This is a genomic window from Streptomyces albidus (ex Kaewkla and Franco 2022) (assembly GCF_013870515.1).
In the GTDB taxonomy this organism is placed as follows: domain Bacteria; phylum Actinomycetota; class Actinomycetes; order Streptomycetales; family Streptomycetaceae; genus Streptomyces; species Streptomyces albidus.
Map to the genome: position 1 here is coordinate 1 of NZ_JACBXA010000116.1, position 17725 is coordinate 17725.

Consider the following 17725-nt stretch of genomic DNA (forward strand, 5'->3'; position numbering starts at 1 on the left):
GGCTCCGCTCCGGGCCGGTCCGCGGTCACGCCCGGTCAGGCAGCGGGGTCGAACGGGATGTCCCCCGGCTTTGCGTCCTTGAGGTGTTCGTTGAACTGGTCGTCCCTGATGCCGAGCGTGGCGTCACCGAAGTCGGCGCCGGCCAGCTTGTCGCGGAGCCCCTCGGGATAACCCTCCCAGCCGACCAGAGCCGGGTACTGCCACGCACCCTTGTGGTTCTCTGGCGGTTCGTCGCCGCCGTCGTTCTTGGCAGCGCGGAAGCAGTGCGTGCTTCCTCCGTCCTTGTGATAGACGACCTTGGGGTGGGTGTCCTCGAAGGGGAGGTCGGAGGCCTTGTGGACGTCGAATCCGCCGTGCCTCGAAGTCGAGACGTACTCCGCCTTGTTGTCCTTCACCCACACCACGTTGTGTTCCCAGTCGTGGGTGTGCCCGGCGCTGCCGGGGCCGAGTGAGGCCTGGTCCTTCTCGAAGTACGAGGCGTACATGATCGCGCACCAGCCGTTGTTGCACTTCTCGCGCGAGTAGGTGTTGGTGTTCGCGAGGTCGGACTCGTCACGGCAGTTGCCGTTGGTGTCGCCGCCCAGCTTCAAGCCCTCGTTGAGTGTTCCGTCGGGGCCTATGGCCGGAGTGGCGTAGCAGCCGTCCTTGTCGTAGTCGTACGCGGGCTGGAACGCCTTCTCCCGCTCCGAGGCGTTCACTGGCAATGCCTGCGGCGGACCCGCGAACGCCGATGCGGGGAATGCGACGACGAGGGCGGCACTGCCGGCGATCGCTGCGAACGACAGCTTCAAGCTTGCGCGCTTCACTTGCGTCCTCCTCACCGGTCCTGGCGCGGCCAGAACCCTGTCGACGACCGCTTCTGCGGTCGCATGGCGAGGACTATACATAGCGTGTATACACCACGTGGATAGTTTTCCGAATCCCGCTTCGCCCTGCATCTCTTTGGACAACTCCCCTACGGCGTCATCGAGTTGGCGAGATCCAGGTCCGCCCAGACAGTCTTGCCCGAGGGCCTGCGGAGGTCGACACCCCACCGGGTCGCGAGGGCCTCGACGAGCAACAGCCCACGCCCCGACTCGCTGTCCGCAGCCGGGGACCCAGGCAGCGCCGGCCCGAACTCGCCCTGTGCGTCCGCGACCTCCACCCGGAGCGTGGCGGGAAGCAACAACCCCGGCCCCGTCAGCAGACGGAGGTGGAAGCTGCGCCCGGGGACACGGCCGTGGGTGGCGGCGTTGGCGGCCAGCTCCCCGATGAGCAGGGAGCAGGTACGGGAGAACTCGTCGTCGTAGGGCCAGCCCCAGGCGGCGAGCTGCTGCGTCCCCATCAGCCGGGCGAGGCGGGCCCCGCGCGGGGTCGAGCTGAAGAGCTGGGCGAACTCGTGGACGGGAGACCCGATTTCAGTCGGGGCGATCTCGGTTTTCACATCACAGAGAGTGGTCGCCCGACCATAATCGTGCGAGGGGACGGACCGGTACCAGCGGCCTCTGTACGAGTGCGATCCGGGCGCCGTACGAGGCGTCAGCAGTGACGCAGCCGCTGACGGGCCGTTGAGTACGGGCACGAAGGGGGTGGCTGCGAATGACCGAGGGCGAACACGTAGCGCAGCGGAACGAGGGGTGCGACAGCGTCGATCCGCTGCTGAAGGCGATCGGCAGACAGATCAAGGTCCTGCGGGAACGGGCGGGGCTGACCCAGGCGGAACTGGGTGAACGGATCGGATACAGCGTCGACTTGGTGTCGTCGGTGGAACGGGGACGGCGGGCGCCGAAGCCCCAGTTCATCGCGGGCGCGGAGCGGGTGCTGGACGCGGGCGGGCTGCTGGAGGCGGTACGGGACGACGTCGAGCGGGCTCAATATCCGGCCCGCTTCCGCGAGTTCCCCAAACTGGAGGCAGAAGCCCTTGAGATCCACAGCTACAGCAATCAAGTCCTACCTGGGTTGTTGCAGACCGAGGACTACGCCCACGCTCTGTACCGGATGCGCCGTCCAGCACTCGCCGATGACGTCATCGAGCAGCACGTCGCCGCTCGGATGATTCGTCACCGGGTCTTCGAGCGCATCCCTGCCCCAGCAATGACATTCGTAGTGGAAGAAGCCGTGCTTCGGCGACCGCTGGGTGGAGCAGCAGTGCTGTCCCGGCAACTGGAGCACCTACTGACGACGGCTCGAAACCGGAATGTCGAATTCCAGGTGATGCCCATCGAGGTGGAAGAGCACGCGGGCCTTGTCGGTTCACTGACGCTGCTGGAGTTGCACGATAGGCCCAAAGTCGCCTACTCCGAGTGCCAGGAACGCAGCACGTGGTTCACGGGGCGAACTGACGTCCGTACTATCGAAGCTCGCTTTGGGACGATTCGCGCCCAGGCTCTCACTCCTCGCCAATCGCGGGAGTTCGTTGAGAACTTGCTAGGAGACGCATGAATCGCGATGACATCGTTGGTTCCGAGGCTGCGCTGTGCTGGATCAAGAGCAGCTACAGCGACAACGCGGGCGGGGAGTGCGTCGAGGTCGCCACCGCGACGTCCTCCGTCCACGTCCGGGACTCCAAGGCCCCCGCAGGCCCGCAGCTCACCGTCAGTCGCGGCAGCTGGACGGACTTCCTCCAATACGCCACCACTGTGTGAACCACAAGCGCTATCTTCCCGGCGCGCATGATGGCAGGGTCCTCACCAGGTGGAATGAGGACCCTTAGATCGGAGCAGCCGCCATGCACGACGACCGCCGCATCGTTGAGGACCGCCTGCGCCGTGTACTGGCCGAGCGCATCAGACCTGCCGTATACAGCAGCCCCGTCCCGCTGACCGTCGAGCGCTGGGACGCACCGGGCGAGCCCGTCCCCGTCGCGGAGGGGCTCGCGGCGACGTACCGGCCCTCGAAGAACGGCGAGCGGTGGGGCCCGGCGTGGGGCACGACATGGTTCAAGGTGACCGGGAGCGTGCCGGAGGAGTGGCAGGGCCGGACCGTCGAGGCGGTGCTGGACCTCGGCTTCGACCGGAACATGCCCGGTTTCCAGTGCGAGGGGCTGATCTACCGGCCCGACGGCGAGGCGGTGAAGGCACTCAACCCGCGCAACGACTGGGTGCGTATCGCCGAGCCGGCCGCCGGCGGCGAAGAGGTGGAGCTGTTCGTCGAGGCGGCTGCGAACCCCATCGTCAACACCCCCCAGCTGCCGACGTACCAGGGCGACAGGCTGACCTCCAGCGACCGTCCGCTCTACCGGCTCCGGCGGATGGATCTCGCCGTCTTCGAGCACGAGGTGTGGGAGCTGGTGCAGGACCTGGAGGTGACCGGGTCGCTGATGCGTGAGCTGCCGTTGGAGGACGCCCGGCGCTGGGAACTGCTGCGGGCGATCGAGCATGCCCTCGACGCCGTCGAGCTTCATGACATCGTTGGCAGCGCCTCCCGTGCCCGTGCCGCGCTCAGCGGCGTGCTGTCGTCTCCCGCACGGGCGTCCGCGCACAACATCAGCGCGGTGGGCCACGCGCACATCGACTCGGCATGGCTGTGGCCGGTGCGCGAGACGGTGCGGAAGGTCGCCCGTACCGCGTCGAACATGGTCAACCTCATGGACGACCACCCCGAGTTCATCTTCGCCATGTCCTCCGCCCAGCAGCTCGCCTGGATCAAGGAGCACCGGCCCGAGGTCTACGCGAAGGTGAAGGAGAAGGTCGCGGACGGCCAGTTCGTGCCGGTGGGCGGCATGTGGGTCGAGTCCGACACGAACATGGTCGGCGGCGAGGCCATGGTGCGGCAGTTCGTCCACGGAAAGCGCTTCTTCCTGGACGAGTTCGGCGTGGAGACCAGGGAGGTGTGGCTGCCGGACTCCTTCGGTTACACGGCGGCGATGCCGCAGATCGTGAAGCTGGCAGGGGCGAAGTGGTTCCTGACGCAGAAGATCTCCTGGAGCGAGACCAACAAGTTCCCACACCACTCCTTCTGGTGGGAGGGCATCGACGGCACCCGCGTCTTCACGCACTTCCCTCCGGTCGACACCTACAACTCCGACCTGGGCGGCGCCGAGATGGCGCACGCCGCACGCAACTACCAGGAGAAGGGTGTCGCCTCCCGCTCCCTGGCGCCCTTCGGCTGGGGCGACGGAGGCGGCGGTTCGACACGGGAGATGCTCGCGCGGGCGGAGCGCCTCCAGGACCTCGAGGGTTCGCCTCGCGTGACGATCGAGAAGCCTTCCGCGTTCTTCTCCAAGGCCCAGGAGGAGTACGGGGATGCGGCGCCCGTCTGGGCGGGAGAGCTGTATCTGGAGCTGCACCGCGGCACGTACACCTCGCAGGCGAAGACCAAGCAGGGCAACCGGCACAGCGAGTCCCTGCTGCGCGAGGCCGAGTTGTGGGCCGCCACCGCCGCCGTGCGCGCGGGGCACCCGTACCCGTACGAGCAGTTGGACGAGTTGTGGAAGACGGTGCTGCTGCACCAGTTCCACGACATCCTGCCGGGATCGTCGATCGCCTGGGTGCACCGTGAGGCACGCGAGACGTACGCACGTGTACGGGCGGAGCTCGAAGGGATCATCACGGGCGCGCAGGCCGCGCTCGCCGGGGAGGGCGATGTCCCCGTCGTCTTCAACGCCGCACCGCACGCGCGGGACGGAGTCGCCGCGGGCGGAGCCGAGCCCGCGCGGGAGCTCTCGGGCGGTACGCCCGTCTCGGTCGAGGACCGGCCTGGAGGCGGCTGGGTGCTGGCCAACGGGCTGCTGCGCATCGAGGTGGACGGCCGGGGCCTCGTGGTGTCCGCGTACGACAAGGACGCGCACCGGGAGAGCGTGGCACCCGGCAAGGCGGCCAACCTGCTCCAGGTGCACCCCGACCTCCCCAACCACTGGGACGCCTGGGACGTCGACGGCTTCTACCGCCACAACGTCACGGACCTCACGGGCGTCGACGAGCTGGCCGTGACCGAGTCGGGCGAGGACCGGGCCACGGTCCGGGTCGCGCGTTCCTTCGGAGGCTCCACCGTGGTGCAGCTGCTCACGCTGCGCGCGGGCTCGAAGGTGCTCGACGTCGAGACCGAGGTGGACTGGCACGAGAGCGAGAAGTTCCTGAAGGTGGCCTTCCCGCTGGATGTGAAGGCGGACCGGTCGGCGGGCGAGACGCAGTTCGGGCACGTCTTCCGTCCGACGCACACCAACACCTCATGGGAGACAGCCAAGTTCGAGATCTGCGCTCACCGCTGGCTCCACGTGGAGGAGCCCGGCTGGGGCGCGGCGGTCGTCAACGACTCGACGTACGGCCACGACGTCTCCCGTGAGGTCCGCGAGGACGGCGGGCAGACCACGACGGTGCGGCTGTCCCTGCTGCGCGCTCCGCGCTACCCGGACCCGGAGACCGACCAGGGGACGCACACGCTGCGCTTCGCGCTCGCACCGGGTGCGACGGTCGGCGACGCGGTACGGGAGGGCCACTGGATCAACCTGCCCGAGCGCACCGTGCGGGGCAGCGGCAGTGCCGTCGCCCCCCTGGTCGGCCTGGACAACGACCAGGTCGTGGTGGAGGCCCTGAAGCTGGCGGAGGACGGCAGCGGCGACCTTGTGGTGCGGCTGTACGAGTCGCACGGCGGCCGCGCGCACGCGGTGCTCTCGACCGGCACTCCGGTCACCTCGGTGACGGAGACGGACCTGCTGGAGCGGCCGCTCGCCGACGCACCGGCACGGCAGCTGAGCGAGGACGGTTCGGTCGAGGTGTCGCTGCGTCCGTTCCAGATCCTGACCCTCCGGCTGGGCAGGGGCTCGGCACAGACGTGACCCGGAGTCCCCGGGCGCGCGTCACGCGTCCGGGGACTTCCGCGGGTGCGACGGGGTCTTCGGCTCGTCCTCCGGGGTCGGCTTGCTGCGCGGCACCGTGATCACGACGCGCAGCCCCCGTGGTTCGTTGCCGGCGTAGGAGATGCTCGCCCCGCCGGCAGCGAGCAGGGCCCTGGTGATGGAAAGGCCGAGCCCCGAGCCGGAGATGTTCTGGTGCCGGTTGCTGCGCCAGAAGCGGTCGCCGATGCGCTCCAGTTCCACGTCGGTCAGCCCGGGACCGCCGTCCGCGACCTCCAGCTTCACCTGACGCCCCTCGGAGGCCACCCGTACGGTGACGTGCCCGCCTTCCGGCGTGAACTTGATGGCGTTGTCGACCACGGCGTCCAGCGCGCTGGACAGTGCCACCGGGTCGCCCCATCCCGTGGCGGCCGACTGCCCCTCCGACTCCAGCTCCACGCCCTTGCGTTCGGCGACCGGACGCCAGGCGTCCAGGCGCTCGGCCGCGAGTTCCGCGACGTCCGTGAGCTGAAGGTCCGCCGGTTCGTGCTCGGCCAGCGCCAGGTCGAGCAGGTCGTCCAGCACCCGGGCGAGCCGCTTGCCTTCGGCCTGCACGGACGAGAACTCCTCGTGCTGGCCGGGCAGTTCGAGGCCGAGCAGTTCGATGCGCAGCAGCAGCGCGGACAGCGGGTTGCGCAGCTGGTGCGAGGCGTCGGCCACGAAGGCGCGCTGCTGCTCCAGTACGTCCTCGACGTTGTCGGCCATCTCGTTGAACGAGCGGGCCAGCCGCCGCAGCTCCGGCGGACCGCCGGAGGCGGCGACCCGGGACTTGAACTTGCCGAGGGCGATCTCGTGAGCGGCCCGGTCCAGCGTCCGTACGGGACGGAGCACCCAACCCGTCAGACGCAGGGCGAGGCCGAGGGCGAGAAGCATCGCGGCGGCCTCACCCGCGATGATCGGAAGCCAGTCCTGCAGGATGCGTGACCGCAGGTGCCCCGTCGGTGAATCGGTGAGGACGACGGCCGCCACGTCGCCGTCGCGGATGACGGGGGAGGCGACGGCGATGCGGCCTTCCTGCCAGGGCCAGACCTGTTCCGGATCGTGGCTGCGGCGACCGGCGAGCGCCTCGGCGAAGGCGTCCGCCCCCGGGCCCTCCTGGGGCACCTCCCAGCCGCCGGGCGCGACGCCCATGGCGCGGCCGTCGCGGAGGAAGACGCCGACCTCGATGCCGTACAGGGAGTGGTAGCGCTCCAGCTCGTCCTGGAGGATCTCGCGGCGCTCGTCCTCGTCGCTCTCGGTGGCGACGAACTGCGCGAGTGCGGCGAAGCGTGCGGTGTCGTCGATGCGGTCGACGACGACCCGCTGCTGCTCCGCGGCAGCCTGGCTCGCGGCGAGTGGGAAGCCCAACGCGAGCAGCACCCCGGCGAGCAGGACGATCAGCAGCGGAAGGAGGCGGGCGTGCATCTCGGATCCGGCCGTGTCCCTGCGTCTAGACCGTCTGCGCCGGGGCGGCGAGTCGGTAGCCGACGCCGCGCACCGTTTCGATCAGTGCGGGCAGCTGAAGTTTGGAGCGCAGGGAGGCGATGTGGACCTCCAAGGTCCGGCCGGTCCCCTCCCAGCTGGTCCGCCAGACCTCGCTGATGATCTGCTCCCGGCGGAAGACGACTCCGGGCCGCTGTGCGAGCAGCGCCAACACCTCGAACTCCTTGCGGGTGAGTGCGACGGCGACGCCGTCGACGGACACCTGGCGGGTGGGCAGCTCGATGACGACCGGGCCCAGGCGCAGCGTACTGCTCGCGGAGCCCTTGGAATTGGGGGAACCGGGGAGCCCCGTCTCGTCGCTGGAGGCGTCGGCGCTCTCGTCCGGTGCGGCACGGCGGCTGACGGCGTGGATGCGGGCGAGCAGTTCACCGGTGTCGTAGGGCTTCACCACGTAGTCGTCCGCGCCGAGGTTGAGCCCGTGGATCCGGGACCGTACGCCGCCGCGCGCCGTGACCATGATCACAGGGGTGGAGCTGATCTTGCGGATGCGGCCGCACACTTCGAAGCCGTCCTGATCGGGCAGGCCGAGATCCAGGAGGACCACGCCGAATGGCGCCGCGTCCTCGGTGGGCAGCAGTTCCCGGAGGGCCTCTTCGCCGCTGCGGGCGTGCACCACGTCGAAGCCGTGCCGTCCGAGCACGGCGGACAGCGCCGCGGCGACGTGATTGTCGTCCTCGACGAGCAGCAGCCTCACTCGGACCTCCCTCCGGATACTCGGGCCGATCATGCAGCGAGCATGCTCCGGCACTGCATCAACCCGTATCACCGCAGGTGAGTCAAGTCGCTGTTCGGCGAACAGGGGTTTCCGTTATGCAGCCGGTACGGCACAGTGAGCAACCACGCGCCGTCTGTGCACGCTCGTACGCCCTTCGTACAGTGTGCCGGTTCGCGACGCGATCGTTATGCTCAATTTCCCCTCAGATGTAATGACGCTGGTGGTGATGGCTCATTAGTGTCCTCGCAACCGACGAGGACGGAGCTACACGCCGATGAGCGAAGTATCGGTGACCGAGGACGCCGCGCCGGCCGCGGACGACCTGGTCGTACTGGACAACGTCAACAAGCATTTCGGCGCGCTGCATGTGCTCCAGGACATCGACCTGACCATCACGCGCGGGGAGGTCGTCGTCGTCATCGGACCCTCGGGGTCCGGCAAGTCCACGCTGTGCCGCACCATCAACCGTCTGGAGACGGTCGACTCCGGCAGCATCGCCATCGACGGCAAGCCGCTGCCCCAGGAGGGCAAGCCCCTGGCCAAGCTGCGCGCCGACGTGGGCATGGTCTTCCAGGCGTTCAATCTCTTCGCACACAAGACGGTGCTGGAGAACGTGATGCTCGGGCAGACCAAGGTCCGGCGCACCGAGAAGCAGGCCGCCGAGAAGAAGGCGCGCGCCCTGCTCGACCGCGTGGGAGTGGGCAACCAGGCCGACAAGTACCCGGCACAGCTTTCGGGTGGCCAGCAGCAGCGTGTGGCCATCGCCCGCGCGCTCGCGATGGACCCCAAGGTGATGCTCTTCGACGAGCCCACCTCCGCGCTCGACCCCGAGATGATCAACGAGGTCCTCGAGGTGATGAAGCAGCTCGCGGACGAGGGCATGACGATGGTCGTCGTCACGCACGAGATGGGCTTCGCACGTTCGGCGGCGAACCGCGTCGTCTTCATGGCGGACGGCCGGATCGTCGAGGAGGCGACACCGGAGCAGTTCTTCAACAACCCCAGCAGCGACCGGGCGAAGGACTTCCTCGCGAAGATCCTTCACCACTGACGTCTCCGCACGGCGGAGCTCCGGATCGCTCCGGGAGCCAGTCCACCGCCAAGACCGCCGACCCGGCGCAACGGTCCGCCCGGCTGCCACCCCACCGGCAGCCGGACGCCGATCGTCGCCCCCGCAGAAACACCGAGCAAGGGATGTTCATCATGAAGATCGTCAAGACCGCCGCCTCGGCGGCCGTGGTCCTCTCTCTCGCCCTTTCCGTCACCGCATGCGGCGGCAAGGAAGGCACCGCCGGTGACAAACCGGGCGGTGACACGGACAAGAAGTCCCTGCCGGCCTACAAGGTCGCCAAGGACGTCAAGGTCGACTCCGCGGTGCTCAAGAAGGCCCAGAAGCGCGGCAAGTTGATCATCGGCGCCAAGTCTGACCAGCCCTACCTCGGGTTCCAGGACCCGTCCACCAAGGAGTACGAGGGCTTCGACATCGAGGTCGCCAAGATGGTCGCGGCCGACCTCGGCTTCGACCCGAAGAAGGACATCCAGTTCAAGACGATCGACTCCTCGATCCGGGAGACCGCGATCTCCAAGGGTCAGGTCGACCTGATGGTCGGCACGTACACGATCAACGACGAGCGCAAGAAGCAGGTCAGCTTCGCGGGCCCGTACTACATGGCCGGCCAGGACCTGCTGGTGCGTAAGGACGAGAAGTCGATCAAGGGCCCGGACAGCCTCAAGGGCAAGAAGGTCTGCTCGATCGTCGGCTCGACCCCGCTGCAGAACCTGAAGGACAACAAGGACAAGTACGGCGCCGAGACGGTCGAGTTCGGCAAGTACACCGAGTGCGTCAAGCAGCTGCTCGACGGCCAGGTCGACGCCATGACCACCGACGACGCCATCCTCAAGGGCTACGCGGCCGAGCGTCCGACCAAGCTCAAGGTCATCGGCAAGACCTTCAGCGAGGAGCCGTACGGCATCGGCCTGAAGAAGGGCGACAAGGCGCTGCAGACGGCCGTGCTGGACGCCGTCGAGGCACACCAGAAGGACGGCAGCTACAAGAAGGCCTACGACGCGACGCTGGGCCGCTCCGGCTCGAAGTTCACCGAGCCGCCGGCCCTCGAGCGCGACTGACCTCGCGCCGGTACGCCTGACCGGCGACCAGCGCCAACCGCGTCCCGTACGCCCGCCCACGCGGGCGGGCGTACGGGACGCGGCATTCCCTGACCGCCCTGCGGAGACCCTATGAATGTTCTGCTCGACCACCTGGACCTGTTCCGCGACGGATTCATCGGAACGGTCTCGCTGACCGCTGCCAGCGCTCTGCTCGCGCTGGTGCTCGGCGTGCTCATAGCCGGCTTCCGGGTCTCGCCCGTGCCGCCCCTGCGTGCGTTCGGCACCCTGTGGGTGACGCTCCTGCGCAACACACCGCTCACTCTGCTGTTCCTGGTTGCCTTCTTCGTCCTGCCGCAGATCGTCTTCCCCGGCATCAGCTCGTACGTGCTGGGCGTGCTGGCGCTCGGCTTCTACACCTCCTCGTTCGTCTGTGAAGCGGTGAGGTCGGGCATCAGCACCGTGCCGCTGGGGCAGGCGGAGGCGGCCCGAAGCCTCGGCATGACCTTCGTGCAGACGCTCCGGATGGTCGTACTGCCGCAGGCGACGCGGACGGTGCTGCCGCCGTTGAGCAGCATCATCATCGCCCTGACGAAGAACTCCGCCATCGCCGGCGCCTTCAACAACCCCGAGCTCTTCAGCGTCCAGAAGGTGCTGAGCGACAAGGGCTTCAACGTCATGGTCATCTTCATCTGGGTGGCCCTGGCCTACCTCGTCCTCGTCTTTCTGATCAGCGGCCTGTTCCGGCTGCTCGAGCGTCGACTGGAGGTCGCCCGATGAGCTCCGTCCTCTTCGACACTCCGGGCCCCAAGGCCCGCCTGCGCAACCGGATCTACGCCGTCATCGGCTCCGCCGCCCTGGTCGCCCTCGTCGCCTTCGTGATCTACCGGCTGGCCGCCAAGGGCCAGTTGGACGGCGCGATGTGGGACATCTTCAACTACGCGGGCGTGCGCAACTCCATCGTCAACGGCCTCGTCAGCACCCTGACGGCGTTCGCGATGGCCGGAGTGCTCTCGCTGCTGCTGGCGGCGCTGCTCGCTGTGGCGCGGCTGTCCGAGCACAGGGCCGTCAGCTGGGTGGCGACCAGCGTCATCGAGCTCTTCCGTGCGGTGCCGCTGCTGATCACCATCTACGTGCTGTGGGTCGGCTTCTTCACGAGCGAGCCGCTGTGGGCGGTGGTCATCGGACTCACGCTCTACAACGGTGCCGTGCAGGCAGAGGTGCTGCGTGCGGGCATCCTCGCCGTCCCCAAGGGACAGAGCGAGGCGGCGTACGCCCTGGGCATGAACAAGACCCAGGTGATGACGACGGTGCTGATCCCGCAAGCCGTGCGGTCCATGATGCCGACGATCATCAGCCAGCTCGTGGTCACGCTCAAGGACACCTCGCTGGGCTTCGTCATCACCTACGAGGAACTGCTGTACGCGGGGCGCCAGATGGCCAGCACCATCCTCGTCGACGGTGAGAACCCCTACGTTCCGGTCGTCCTGGTCTTCGGTGCCATCTACGTCGCGATGTGCCTCGCGCTGTCCGGGCTCGCCAACTGGATCGAGCGGCGCGGCCGTCGGGCCAAGACCGGCATCAAGGTCGCCGAAGCGGCCCCCGTGACGCCCGACATGGGCGCCGGAGCGTGACCGCACGCCGCTCGGCGGCAGGCGGGAACGGCCGCTCGGCGGCTGCGTGAACGGCCGCTCGGCGGCACGCTGAGACAACTGAAGCGGTGGCCCGGACAGATCATGACAAGTCCGGGCCACCGCCCGTGTGGAGCCCGCGCAGCTTGACGCGTGACGTGGCACTGGGTTGCATACATAGCGTGATCGCGCACAGGGCTCCGCTTGTTCCACCTCTCCCCTCGTCAACCGCTTGTGCGGCCAGGGCCTTTCGTGCTGCCCGGCACCGCGCGGAGACACGCGCGTGACCGAATCCGAAGTCATCGTCGTCGGCGCGGGGCCGACCGGCCTCGCGCTGTCACTGGCGCTCGCCAGGTTCGGTGTCCCCTCGCTGGTGCTCGACGGCGGCGACGGCCGGGTGACGGCGCGAGCCGCCCGCAGTTGCGTGCTCCGGCCCGACACGGCGGCCTGGCTTCCGGCTGCTCCCGCGGACGGTTCCGAGGGCGGCATCCCCGCCACGAGCTGGACGCGCTGGCGCACTCGGCGACGTCAACAGCTCGTCCAGGAAGTCGAGTTGACCGAGGAGACCTCCCCCGTCCACCTCGAACAGCACGCCCTGGAGCGCGGTCTGCGTGCCGCGCTGGCACGGGAGAAGCTGGCCCGGGTCGTCACCGGCAGCCATCTGGACATCATCGAGCAGGACGCCGCCGGCGTCACCGCGCACACCCGCCCCCGCGGTTCGAGCAGCGGCGTGGCCGGGCGCGGAGGCGGCACCTGGTGGCGCGGCAGCTATCTCGTGGGTTGCGACGGTGCCCGCTCGACCGTACGGAAACTGCTCGGCGTGCCCTTCACAGGACGTACCGCTGTCGAGCGGCACGCCGTCGCCGCGCTTCGCACGCAACTCCCCTGGGAATCCGAGGCGTTGCTGGACCGCGACCTGGGCGGCAAGCACCGGGAGGTCACTGCCCGGCCACTCCCCGACGGGGTGTGGCGGCTGGACTGGCTGCTGCCGCCGCGCGGCGAACTCGTCACCCCTGAAGCGCTGTTGGACCGCGTACACACCACCCTGGCCCAGTGGTCCGGAGGCAGCGGGCGCAACTCCGGTACTGCGGAGCCCGGCCCGTACGAACTCCTCGACACCGGAGTGCACACCGCGCACCAGCGGCTCGCCCGGCGCTGGCGCGTGGGACGGTCCTTCCTCGCCGGGGACGCAGCCCATCTGGTCGGCGCACTGGGGGTGCAGTCGGTGGACGAGGGGCTGCGGGACGCCGCCAACCTCGCGTGGAAGCTGGCCATGGCATGGCACGACGTGGGCGGCATACGGGGGCCGCGGGTCGACCGCGACGCTCTGGAGGCCCTGCTGGACAGCTACGAGACGGAGCGGCGCGGCGCCGTCGGTGCCTGCGCAGTCGCCGGCGTCCCCTTCGGGTAGGGGCGGGTCCGGCCGGCGGGCCGACGGCAAGGGGCCGGGTGCGGAAGCGGCGGACGAGCCGGGTGCGGCAGAGGGGCCGTCGCTGGCGGAGCTCGACGCTCTGGTGGGCCAGTCCCGTGAGGCGGGCATGTCGGTGGACTTCTCGGTGGACGGCGCGTCGCGTGGTTACGGCGCGGGTGTGGAGCAGACGGCGTTCCGCGTGGTGCAGGAGGCGCTGACGAATGTGCACAAGCATGCGCCGGGTGCCCGTACGAGGGTGCGGCTGGCGCATCGCGAGGGGGAGATCGCGGTGCAGGTGGAGAACGAGCGGCCCGTGGACGGTGAGGGTGCGGCGGCTGCGGGGCTGCCCAGCGGGGGGAACGGCCTGGTGGGGATGAAGGAGCGGGTGGCGGCGCTGGGCGGCGGGTTCGTCTCCGGGCCGACGGACGTGGGGGGTTTCCGGGTCTCCGCTGTCATTCCCGCGGAGCGGCGGGGCCGGGGAGCAATCCGCTAGCGCCTGCCGGTCCGGCGGTGTCCGCGGTTCCGGTCGTGCCCGGCGGTGCGGGCCGGGTGAGCCTTTCGGGGCGGGTGCCGGTGAGCAGCGTGCCGAGTGCGGCGTCGAAGTCGCGTCCGAGGTACCAGTCGCCGGTGTGGTCGAGGCTGTAGACGCGTCCGTCGGTGTCGATCGCGAGGAGCGCGGCGTCGGTGCCGTCCGTGCCGAGGGGGCAGATCCCGGTGCCGAGTGCGCGGCCGAGGTCGGCGAGCGTGCGGGCGGCGTGGAGGGCGTGCAGGGGGTCGATGCGCAGGCGGGTGGGTGCGATGTGGCGTCCCGGTCCGGTGGGGGCGATGGGCAGGTTGCCGAATTCGGCCCACACCTCGACGGCTGACGCGAGGACGGTGTGCCGGTGGCCGGCGGGTGTGATGTGGCCGCGGAGGGTGTCGGCCCACTGTTCGGCCTGGTGCATGTCCCAGCGGCCCGGCTGCCATCCGGCGGCGCGCAGCGCGTCGTCGACGGCGACGGGGAAGCGGGTGGAGGAGGTGTTCCGGTGGGGTCCGCTCACCGGTGTGCCTCTTCGCCGGCGTGCGAGGGGTCGACGGGGCGTACGCCGAAGTGGGCGAGGAGCGCGGCGCAGGAGCCGCAGGGGGGTGCGTAGGCGCCGTGCAGGGGGTCGCCGTCCTCGCGGATGTGGCGTGCGGTGATTTTGGCGTGCTTGAAGGCGCGCCGGGCTTCGCTGTGGGTGAGTGCGCGGGGCTTGCGTCCGCTGCGTTTGGCCGTGCGGGCGGCTTCGGTCGTGGTGAGGAAGCGGGAGAGCAGGACGGTTTCGGCGCAGCGTCCGGTGTGGCGTGAGCGGTGTGCGGTGGTGAGGGTGTCGAGGAAGTCCTGGACGAGGGGGTGCGGGGCGGGTGGCTGGTCGCCCTTGTTGCCGGTGGAGGTCAGGGTGCTGCCGCGTACGGACAGGGCGGCGGCGACGGCGGGCAGGATGCCGTCGCGGCGCTGGCGGAGCGGGGGTGTGTCGTCGTGTGTGTCGTTCCAGCCGACGCGGGGGTCGGCGTGTGTGGGGGGAGTGGATTGTGCTGGTGCGGTGTTCATGTGGTGTTTCCTCCCCGCACGGCCCTTTCTGCCGCATGTGCCGTGTGTGTCGCCTGTGTGTCGCGCCAAGTATGCAGTGTGGGCGCCGAGTCGATCATCCCTCCCGGCCTGTCACAGGGGTGTGAGGGTTTCTGAAGTGATGTGGAACAGGGGTGGTGGGCCGGGGCGGTGGGGGCCAGCATCTGCCGTACGTCGTTTCTTCGAGGCAGGAGTTCCGTGATGGGCAGCACCTCCCTTGGCTTTCCGAGTGATCGTCACCGCCACAGTCGCACGTGTGGTCGCAGGGGTAGTCGCCTCGGTCTGCGTGTGCGGCGTGTGCTGGGGGTGGCTGTTGCGGTGCCGGTGCTGGCGGTGTCGCTGGTGTCGTGCAGTGGCGGTGGTGACGGTGGTGGTGACGGTGGCGGCGGGAAGGGCAAGGACGGCCAGGGGCAGCAGAGTTCGGGCGGCTCGGGTGAGGACTCCGGCGGTGGCGAGGGGTCCGATGCGTCGCTGAACGAGAAGCAGTTGAAGTCGGCCCTGCTGAAGTCCGGTGACGTGAAGGGGTATCGGACGCAGCGCAACAAGGAGGACGCGCTGCCGCCGCAGAACGCCCTGGACTCGGATGATCCGCGGTGTTCCGCGATCACCGACGCGATTGATTCCGAGCCGGAGCACGCCCGTACCGCGTACACGAGCGGGGTGCTGCTGAAGGGGGCTCTGGGCAGGGGTGCCGCGCTTCAGCAGGTGCTGTTGTCCGCGTACGAGGAGGGCGAGGCGGCCGAGTGGCTGGGGGAGTTGAAGAAGGCTCTGAAGGTCTGCGATTCGTTCACCGGGAAGGTCGGTCCGGGTGAGAAGACCCGGCTGCGCGTCTCGCCCCGTGAGGGTGCGGGCGTCGGTGACGACTCGGTGCAGTTCACGATGAGGGACGCGAAGCAGCAGGACAGCCCGACAGTGTTCACGATCGTGCGGACAGGCGGCAGCACGTCGTCGTTCATGTCGGTTTCGCTGACGGGGAAGCCTCAGCCGGTGGAGAAGGCGCTCGTGGAGAAGCAGCACGAGAAGCTGAAGGCCGCGGCGAAGAACTGACCTTTGCCTGGCCGGCCGGGTCGGCAGCCTCCGCGCCTCGGGGCCTGTGCCCCGCTGCGGGGCTACCGCTTAGGCTGTCCCAGTCAGCCAGATGTGCAGCAGGGGGCAACCGCCATGACGACAGGTCGGCTCGGGGCAGGAACGCGCCCCCAAGCTCCGCTGGGGGGACCTGGTTCCGGCTCCCCGGGCGCGGGGAACGCCGCGCCACCGAACCGGGCCTACGCCGGGCAGGTTGTGAACTTCCCCGATCCGGTGCGAGCGGCCCGTCATCCCGCGGGGGTGCGGGTCGATGAGAACGGGCTGCCGGACTTCTCTCCGTACGCGCGCGCGGCGGCCGAGATCGCCGAGCCGCCGGAGGGATTCGGCGGTGACGAGCTGCGGTTGACGGACTACGTCTCCGCGAATGCCGCGCTGCATGCTTCGGGCCACGAGCTGTGGGCGGATCTGTCGCCGGTGGCCACTCCGCACGGCTGGACCTGGCACCACGTCGCGTACGGGCGCCGGATGGAGCTGGTGCCGGTCGAGGTCAAGGCGCTGCTGCGGCATCACGCCGGCCTGTCGACGGCTGCGGTGGATCACGCCAAGAGCGGTACGAGGCCGTTGCAGGACACGCGGCCGGTGCATTTCGAGGCGCCGCACGGAATCGCCGTGAGCGAGCCGCAGGTGCTCGATGTCGAGGAGCGGCTGGGTTACCGGCTGCCGGAGCCGTACCGGGTGTTCCTGAAGGCGGCGGGCGGCTGCGCGCCGCGTGGTGTGGCTCTCGACGCGGAGTTGGGGCTGCTGGTGGATCAGCCGTTCTTCACGGTTCGTGAGGACGCGGCGGTCAACGATCTCGTCTACGTCAACAAGTGCCTGCGTGACCACTTCACCAAGGACTTCCTCGGTGTGGCCTTCGTGCAGGGCGGTCTGCTGGCGGTGAAGGTGAAGGGTGACGGGGTCGGTTCGGTGTGGTTCTGCGCGTTCGACGACGCGCGGGACCGGGACGGGCTGGACGTCTCGGAGCGGGTCGGGCAGCTGCTGCGGCCCTGCGGCGCCGACTTCGACGAATTCCTGCTGCGGCTCGCGGGCAATCCGCCGGAGCTGGAGACCGTGGCGAACCTGATGGTGGACGGCGGCTTCGCGCGCGCCGTCCAGTTCTGAGGGTGACTCGAGTGGTGAGGGGGTGAGGTCGCGATGGTGACCTTCGCGCAGGCTCAGGAACGCGCAGAGCGATGGGTCAACGGCGACGTGCCGGGCTACCACCAACGCGAGGTGCGGGTCCGCGAGTTCGACCTGGGGTTCGTGGCGTGGGCGGAGTCCCGTTCCGGGTCCGAGGGTGACGGCGGGCGCTCGCGCCTGGTCATCGCGCGGGACAGCGGTGACACGACGCTGTGGCCGGGGCTGCCGGTGGGTGAGGTGATCCGCCGCTACGAGGAGGAGTACGGCAACGTGCCGGCGCAGCCTTCCCCTTCGGGTGGTGCCGCGCCGCAGCGGCTGGATCTCGAGGCGACGTCGTTCCTGCTGACGCCGCCGGAGTGGCTGCAGCAGGCCGCCGACCAGATCGGCATTCCGGACCGCCGGCGTTCCGGGGCGGGTTCTGCTCCGGCTCCGGTGGCGTCCGCGCCGTCCGCCGCCTCGGCGTCCGGCGCGCCGAGCCCGTGGGACGCGGCGGACACCAGCAGTTCGGGTGGCGGTGAGGTCCAGTCGCCGCCCGCGACGGTGTTCGCGCCTCCGCTGTCCGGCAGCGACGACGACGCACGTGCGGAGGCGAGGACGGAGCTGATGCCGGAGAGCGGCGGCGCTCTGCCGTCGACCGCGGTCTCCCCGGCTGTGGACGAACCCGCCGATCCGGGCCCGGGCGCGGGTGGAGTGCAGGGCCCCGGTTCCGGTGGCGGTGTGCATCACGCGGCGACGATGCTGGCCGACCCTTCACAGGGCGGCGCCCGCGGTGTGG

The 17725-nt window shown here is 69.5% G+C and carries 15 protein-coding genes and 2 pseudogenes; 11 read left to right on the forward strand and 6 right to left on the reverse strand.

Features of this window, described 5'->3' with window-relative positions:
• Positions 1-35 precede the first annotated feature (35 nt).
• Together H5J26_RS17745 and H5J26_RS17750 are read right to left on the reverse strand one after the other, a co-directional pair.
• A complete protein-coding gene (locus H5J26_RS17745) occupies positions 36-806 on the reverse strand; it encodes an NPP1 family protein (protein WP_309237955.1) in 771 nt (256 codons plus the stop codon).
• 149 nt (positions 807-955) lie between these two features.
• Positions 956-1423 (reverse strand): ATP-binding protein, encoded by a 468-nt coding sequence (locus H5J26_RS17750; protein WP_309237956.1) that lies wholly within the window; start codon positions 1421-1423, stop codon positions 956-958.
• Between the two features lie 155 nt (positions 1424-1578).
• Here H5J26_RS17750 and H5J26_RS17755 point away from each other — a divergent pair, with 155 nt between their 5' ends.
• The 3 genes from H5J26_RS17755 (at position 1579) to H5J26_RS17765 (ending at position 5755) form a co-directional block, all read left to right on the forward strand.
• On the forward strand, positions 1579-2421 hold the full coding sequence (locus tag H5J26_RS17755; protein ID WP_181766862.1) for a helix-turn-helix domain-containing protein: 843 nt from the start codon (positions 1579-1581) through the stop codon (positions 2419-2421).
• On the forward strand, positions 2418-2624 hold the full coding sequence (locus H5J26_RS17760; protein WP_181766863.1) for a DUF397 domain-containing protein: 207 nt from the start codon (positions 2418-2420) through the stop codon (positions 2622-2624). Before H5J26_RS17755 ends, H5J26_RS17760 begins: the two co-directional genes overlap by 4 nt.
• Positions 2625-2707: 83 nt before the next feature.
• On the forward strand, positions 2708-5755 hold the full coding sequence (locus tag H5J26_RS17765) for an alpha-mannosidase (RefSeq protein WP_181766864.1): 3048 nt from the start codon (positions 2708-2710) through the stop codon (positions 5753-5755).
• Positions 5756-5776: 21 nt separating this feature from the next.
• Here H5J26_RS17765 and H5J26_RS17770 read toward each other — a convergent pair whose 3' ends face one another.
• Positions 5777-7216: a sensor histidine kinase gene (locus H5J26_RS17770; protein WP_181766865.1), complete on the reverse strand. Its 1440-nt coding sequence runs from the start codon at positions 7214-7216 to the stop codon at positions 5777-5779.
• A gap of 25 nt (positions 7217-7241) precedes the next feature.
• Positions 7242-7988 carry a response regulator transcription factor gene (locus tag H5J26_RS17775; protein WP_181766866.1) on the reverse strand — a complete coding sequence of 249 codons (747 nt, stop codon included), beginning with the start codon at positions 7986-7988 and terminating at the stop codon, positions 7242-7244.
• 295 nt (positions 7989-8283) lie between these two features.
• Here H5J26_RS17775 and H5J26_RS17780 point away from each other — a divergent pair, with 295 nt between their 5' ends.
• The 5 genes and pseudogenes from H5J26_RS17780 to H5J26_RS17800 all read left to right on the forward strand — a co-directional run bounded on the left by H5J26_RS17780 (position 8284) and on the right by H5J26_RS17800 (position 13650).
• The gene (locus tag H5J26_RS17780; RefSeq protein ID WP_181766867.1) at positions 8284-9060 is read left to right on the forward strand and encodes an amino acid ABC transporter ATP-binding protein; all 777 of its coding nucleotides are present in this window, start codon (positions 8284-8286) and stop codon (positions 9058-9060) included.
• Positions 9061-9212: 152 nt separating this feature from the next.
• Positions 9213-10136 carry a glutamate ABC transporter substrate-binding protein gene (locus H5J26_RS17785; RefSeq protein ID WP_181766868.1) on the forward strand — a complete coding sequence of 308 codons (924 nt, stop codon included), beginning with the start codon at positions 9213-9215 and terminating at the stop codon, positions 10134-10136.
• A 111-nt stretch (positions 10137-10247) separates the two neighbouring features.
• Complete coding sequence (locus H5J26_RS17790) at positions 10248-10895, forward strand: amino acid ABC transporter permease (RefSeq protein WP_181766869.1); 648 nt, start codon at positions 10248-10250, stop codon at positions 10893-10895.
• Positions 10892-11749 carry an amino acid ABC transporter permease gene (locus H5J26_RS17795; RefSeq protein ID WP_181766870.1) on the forward strand — a complete coding sequence of 286 codons (858 nt, stop codon included), beginning with the start codon at positions 10892-10894 and terminating at the stop codon, positions 11747-11749. The genes H5J26_RS17790 and H5J26_RS17795 overlap by 4 nt, the downstream gene beginning before the upstream one ends.
• Before the next feature lie 280 nt (positions 11750-12029).
• Positions 12030-13650: pseudogene (locus tag H5J26_RS17800) on the forward strand (FAD-dependent monooxygenase).
• Here the strand turns inward: H5J26_RS17800 and H5J26_RS17810 are convergent.
• Both H5J26_RS17810 and H5J26_RS17815 read right to left on the reverse strand, forming a co-directional pair.
• Positions 13610-14197, reverse strand: coding sequence for an SUKH-3 domain-containing protein (locus H5J26_RS17810; protein WP_181766872.1), 588 nt, complete (start codon positions 14195-14197; stop codon positions 13610-13612). The pseudogene H5J26_RS17800 and the gene H5J26_RS17810 sit on opposite strands and share 41 nt — an antisense overlap.
• On the reverse strand, positions 14194-14727 hold the full coding sequence (locus H5J26_RS17815) for a YwqJ-related putative deaminase (protein WP_181766873.1): 534 nt from the start codon (positions 14725-14727) through the stop codon (positions 14194-14196). Before H5J26_RS17815 ends, H5J26_RS17810 begins: the two co-directional genes overlap by 4 nt.
• A gap of 324 nt (positions 14728-15051) precedes the next feature.
• On the opposite strand from H5J26_RS17815, the gene H5J26_RS17820 reads away from it, so the two are divergent.
• The 3 genes and pseudogenes from H5J26_RS17820 to H5J26_RS17830 all read left to right on the forward strand — a co-directional run.
• A complete protein-coding gene (locus H5J26_RS17820; protein ID WP_181766874.1) occupies positions 15052-15792 on the forward strand; it encodes a hypothetical protein in 741 nt (246 codons plus the stop codon).
• Between the two features lie 114 nt (positions 15793-15906).
• Entirely contained in the window at positions 15907-16932 is a 1026-nt protein-coding gene (locus H5J26_RS17825; RefSeq protein ID WP_181766875.1) for an SMI1/KNR4 family protein, read from the forward strand.
• A gap of 33 nt (positions 16933-16965) precedes the next feature.
• Positions 16966-17725: pseudogene (locus H5J26_RS17830) on the forward strand (hypothetical protein); the annotation flags it as partial.

What these genes read in the sequence shown, in the direction of transcription:
- H5J26_RS17755 (WP_181766862.1), top strand. Translation starts at nt 1,579, where the DNA reads ATGACCGAGGGCGAACACGTAGCGCAGCGGAACGAGGGGTGCGACAGC.
- H5J26_RS17760 (WP_181766863.1), top strand. Translation starts at nt 2,418, where the DNA reads ATGAATCGCGATGACATCGTTGGTTCCGAGGCTGCGCTGTGCTGGATC.
- H5J26_RS17765 (WP_181766864.1), top strand. Translation starts at nt 2,708, where the DNA reads ATGCACGACGACCGCCGCATCGTTGAGGACCGCCTGCGCCGTGTACTG.
- H5J26_RS17770 (WP_181766865.1), bottom strand. Translation starts at nt 7,216, where the DNA reads ATGCACGCCCGCCTCCTTCCGCTGCTGATCGTCCTGCTCGCCGGGGTG.
- H5J26_RS17780 (WP_181766867.1), top strand. Translation starts at nt 8,284, where the DNA reads ATGAGCGAAGTATCGGTGACCGAGGACGCCGCGCCGGCCGCGGACGAC.
- H5J26_RS17785 (WP_181766868.1), top strand. Translation starts at nt 9,213, where the DNA reads ATGAAGATCGTCAAGACCGCCGCCTCGGCGGCCGTGGTCCTCTCTCTC.
- H5J26_RS17790 (WP_181766869.1), top strand. Translation starts at nt 10,248, where the DNA reads ATGAATGTTCTGCTCGACCACCTGGACCTGTTCCGCGACGGATTCATC.
- H5J26_RS17795 (WP_181766870.1), top strand. Translation starts at nt 10,892, where the DNA reads ATGAGCTCCGTCCTCTTCGACACTCCGGGCCCCAAGGCCCGCCTGCGC.
- H5J26_RS17815 (WP_181766873.1), bottom strand. Translation starts at nt 14,727, where the DNA reads ATGAACACCGCACCAGCACAATCCACTCCCCCCACACACGCCGACCCC.
- H5J26_RS17825 (WP_181766875.1), top strand. Translation starts at nt 15,907, where the DNA reads ATGACGACAGGTCGGCTCGGGGCAGGAACGCGCCCCCAAGCTCCGCTG.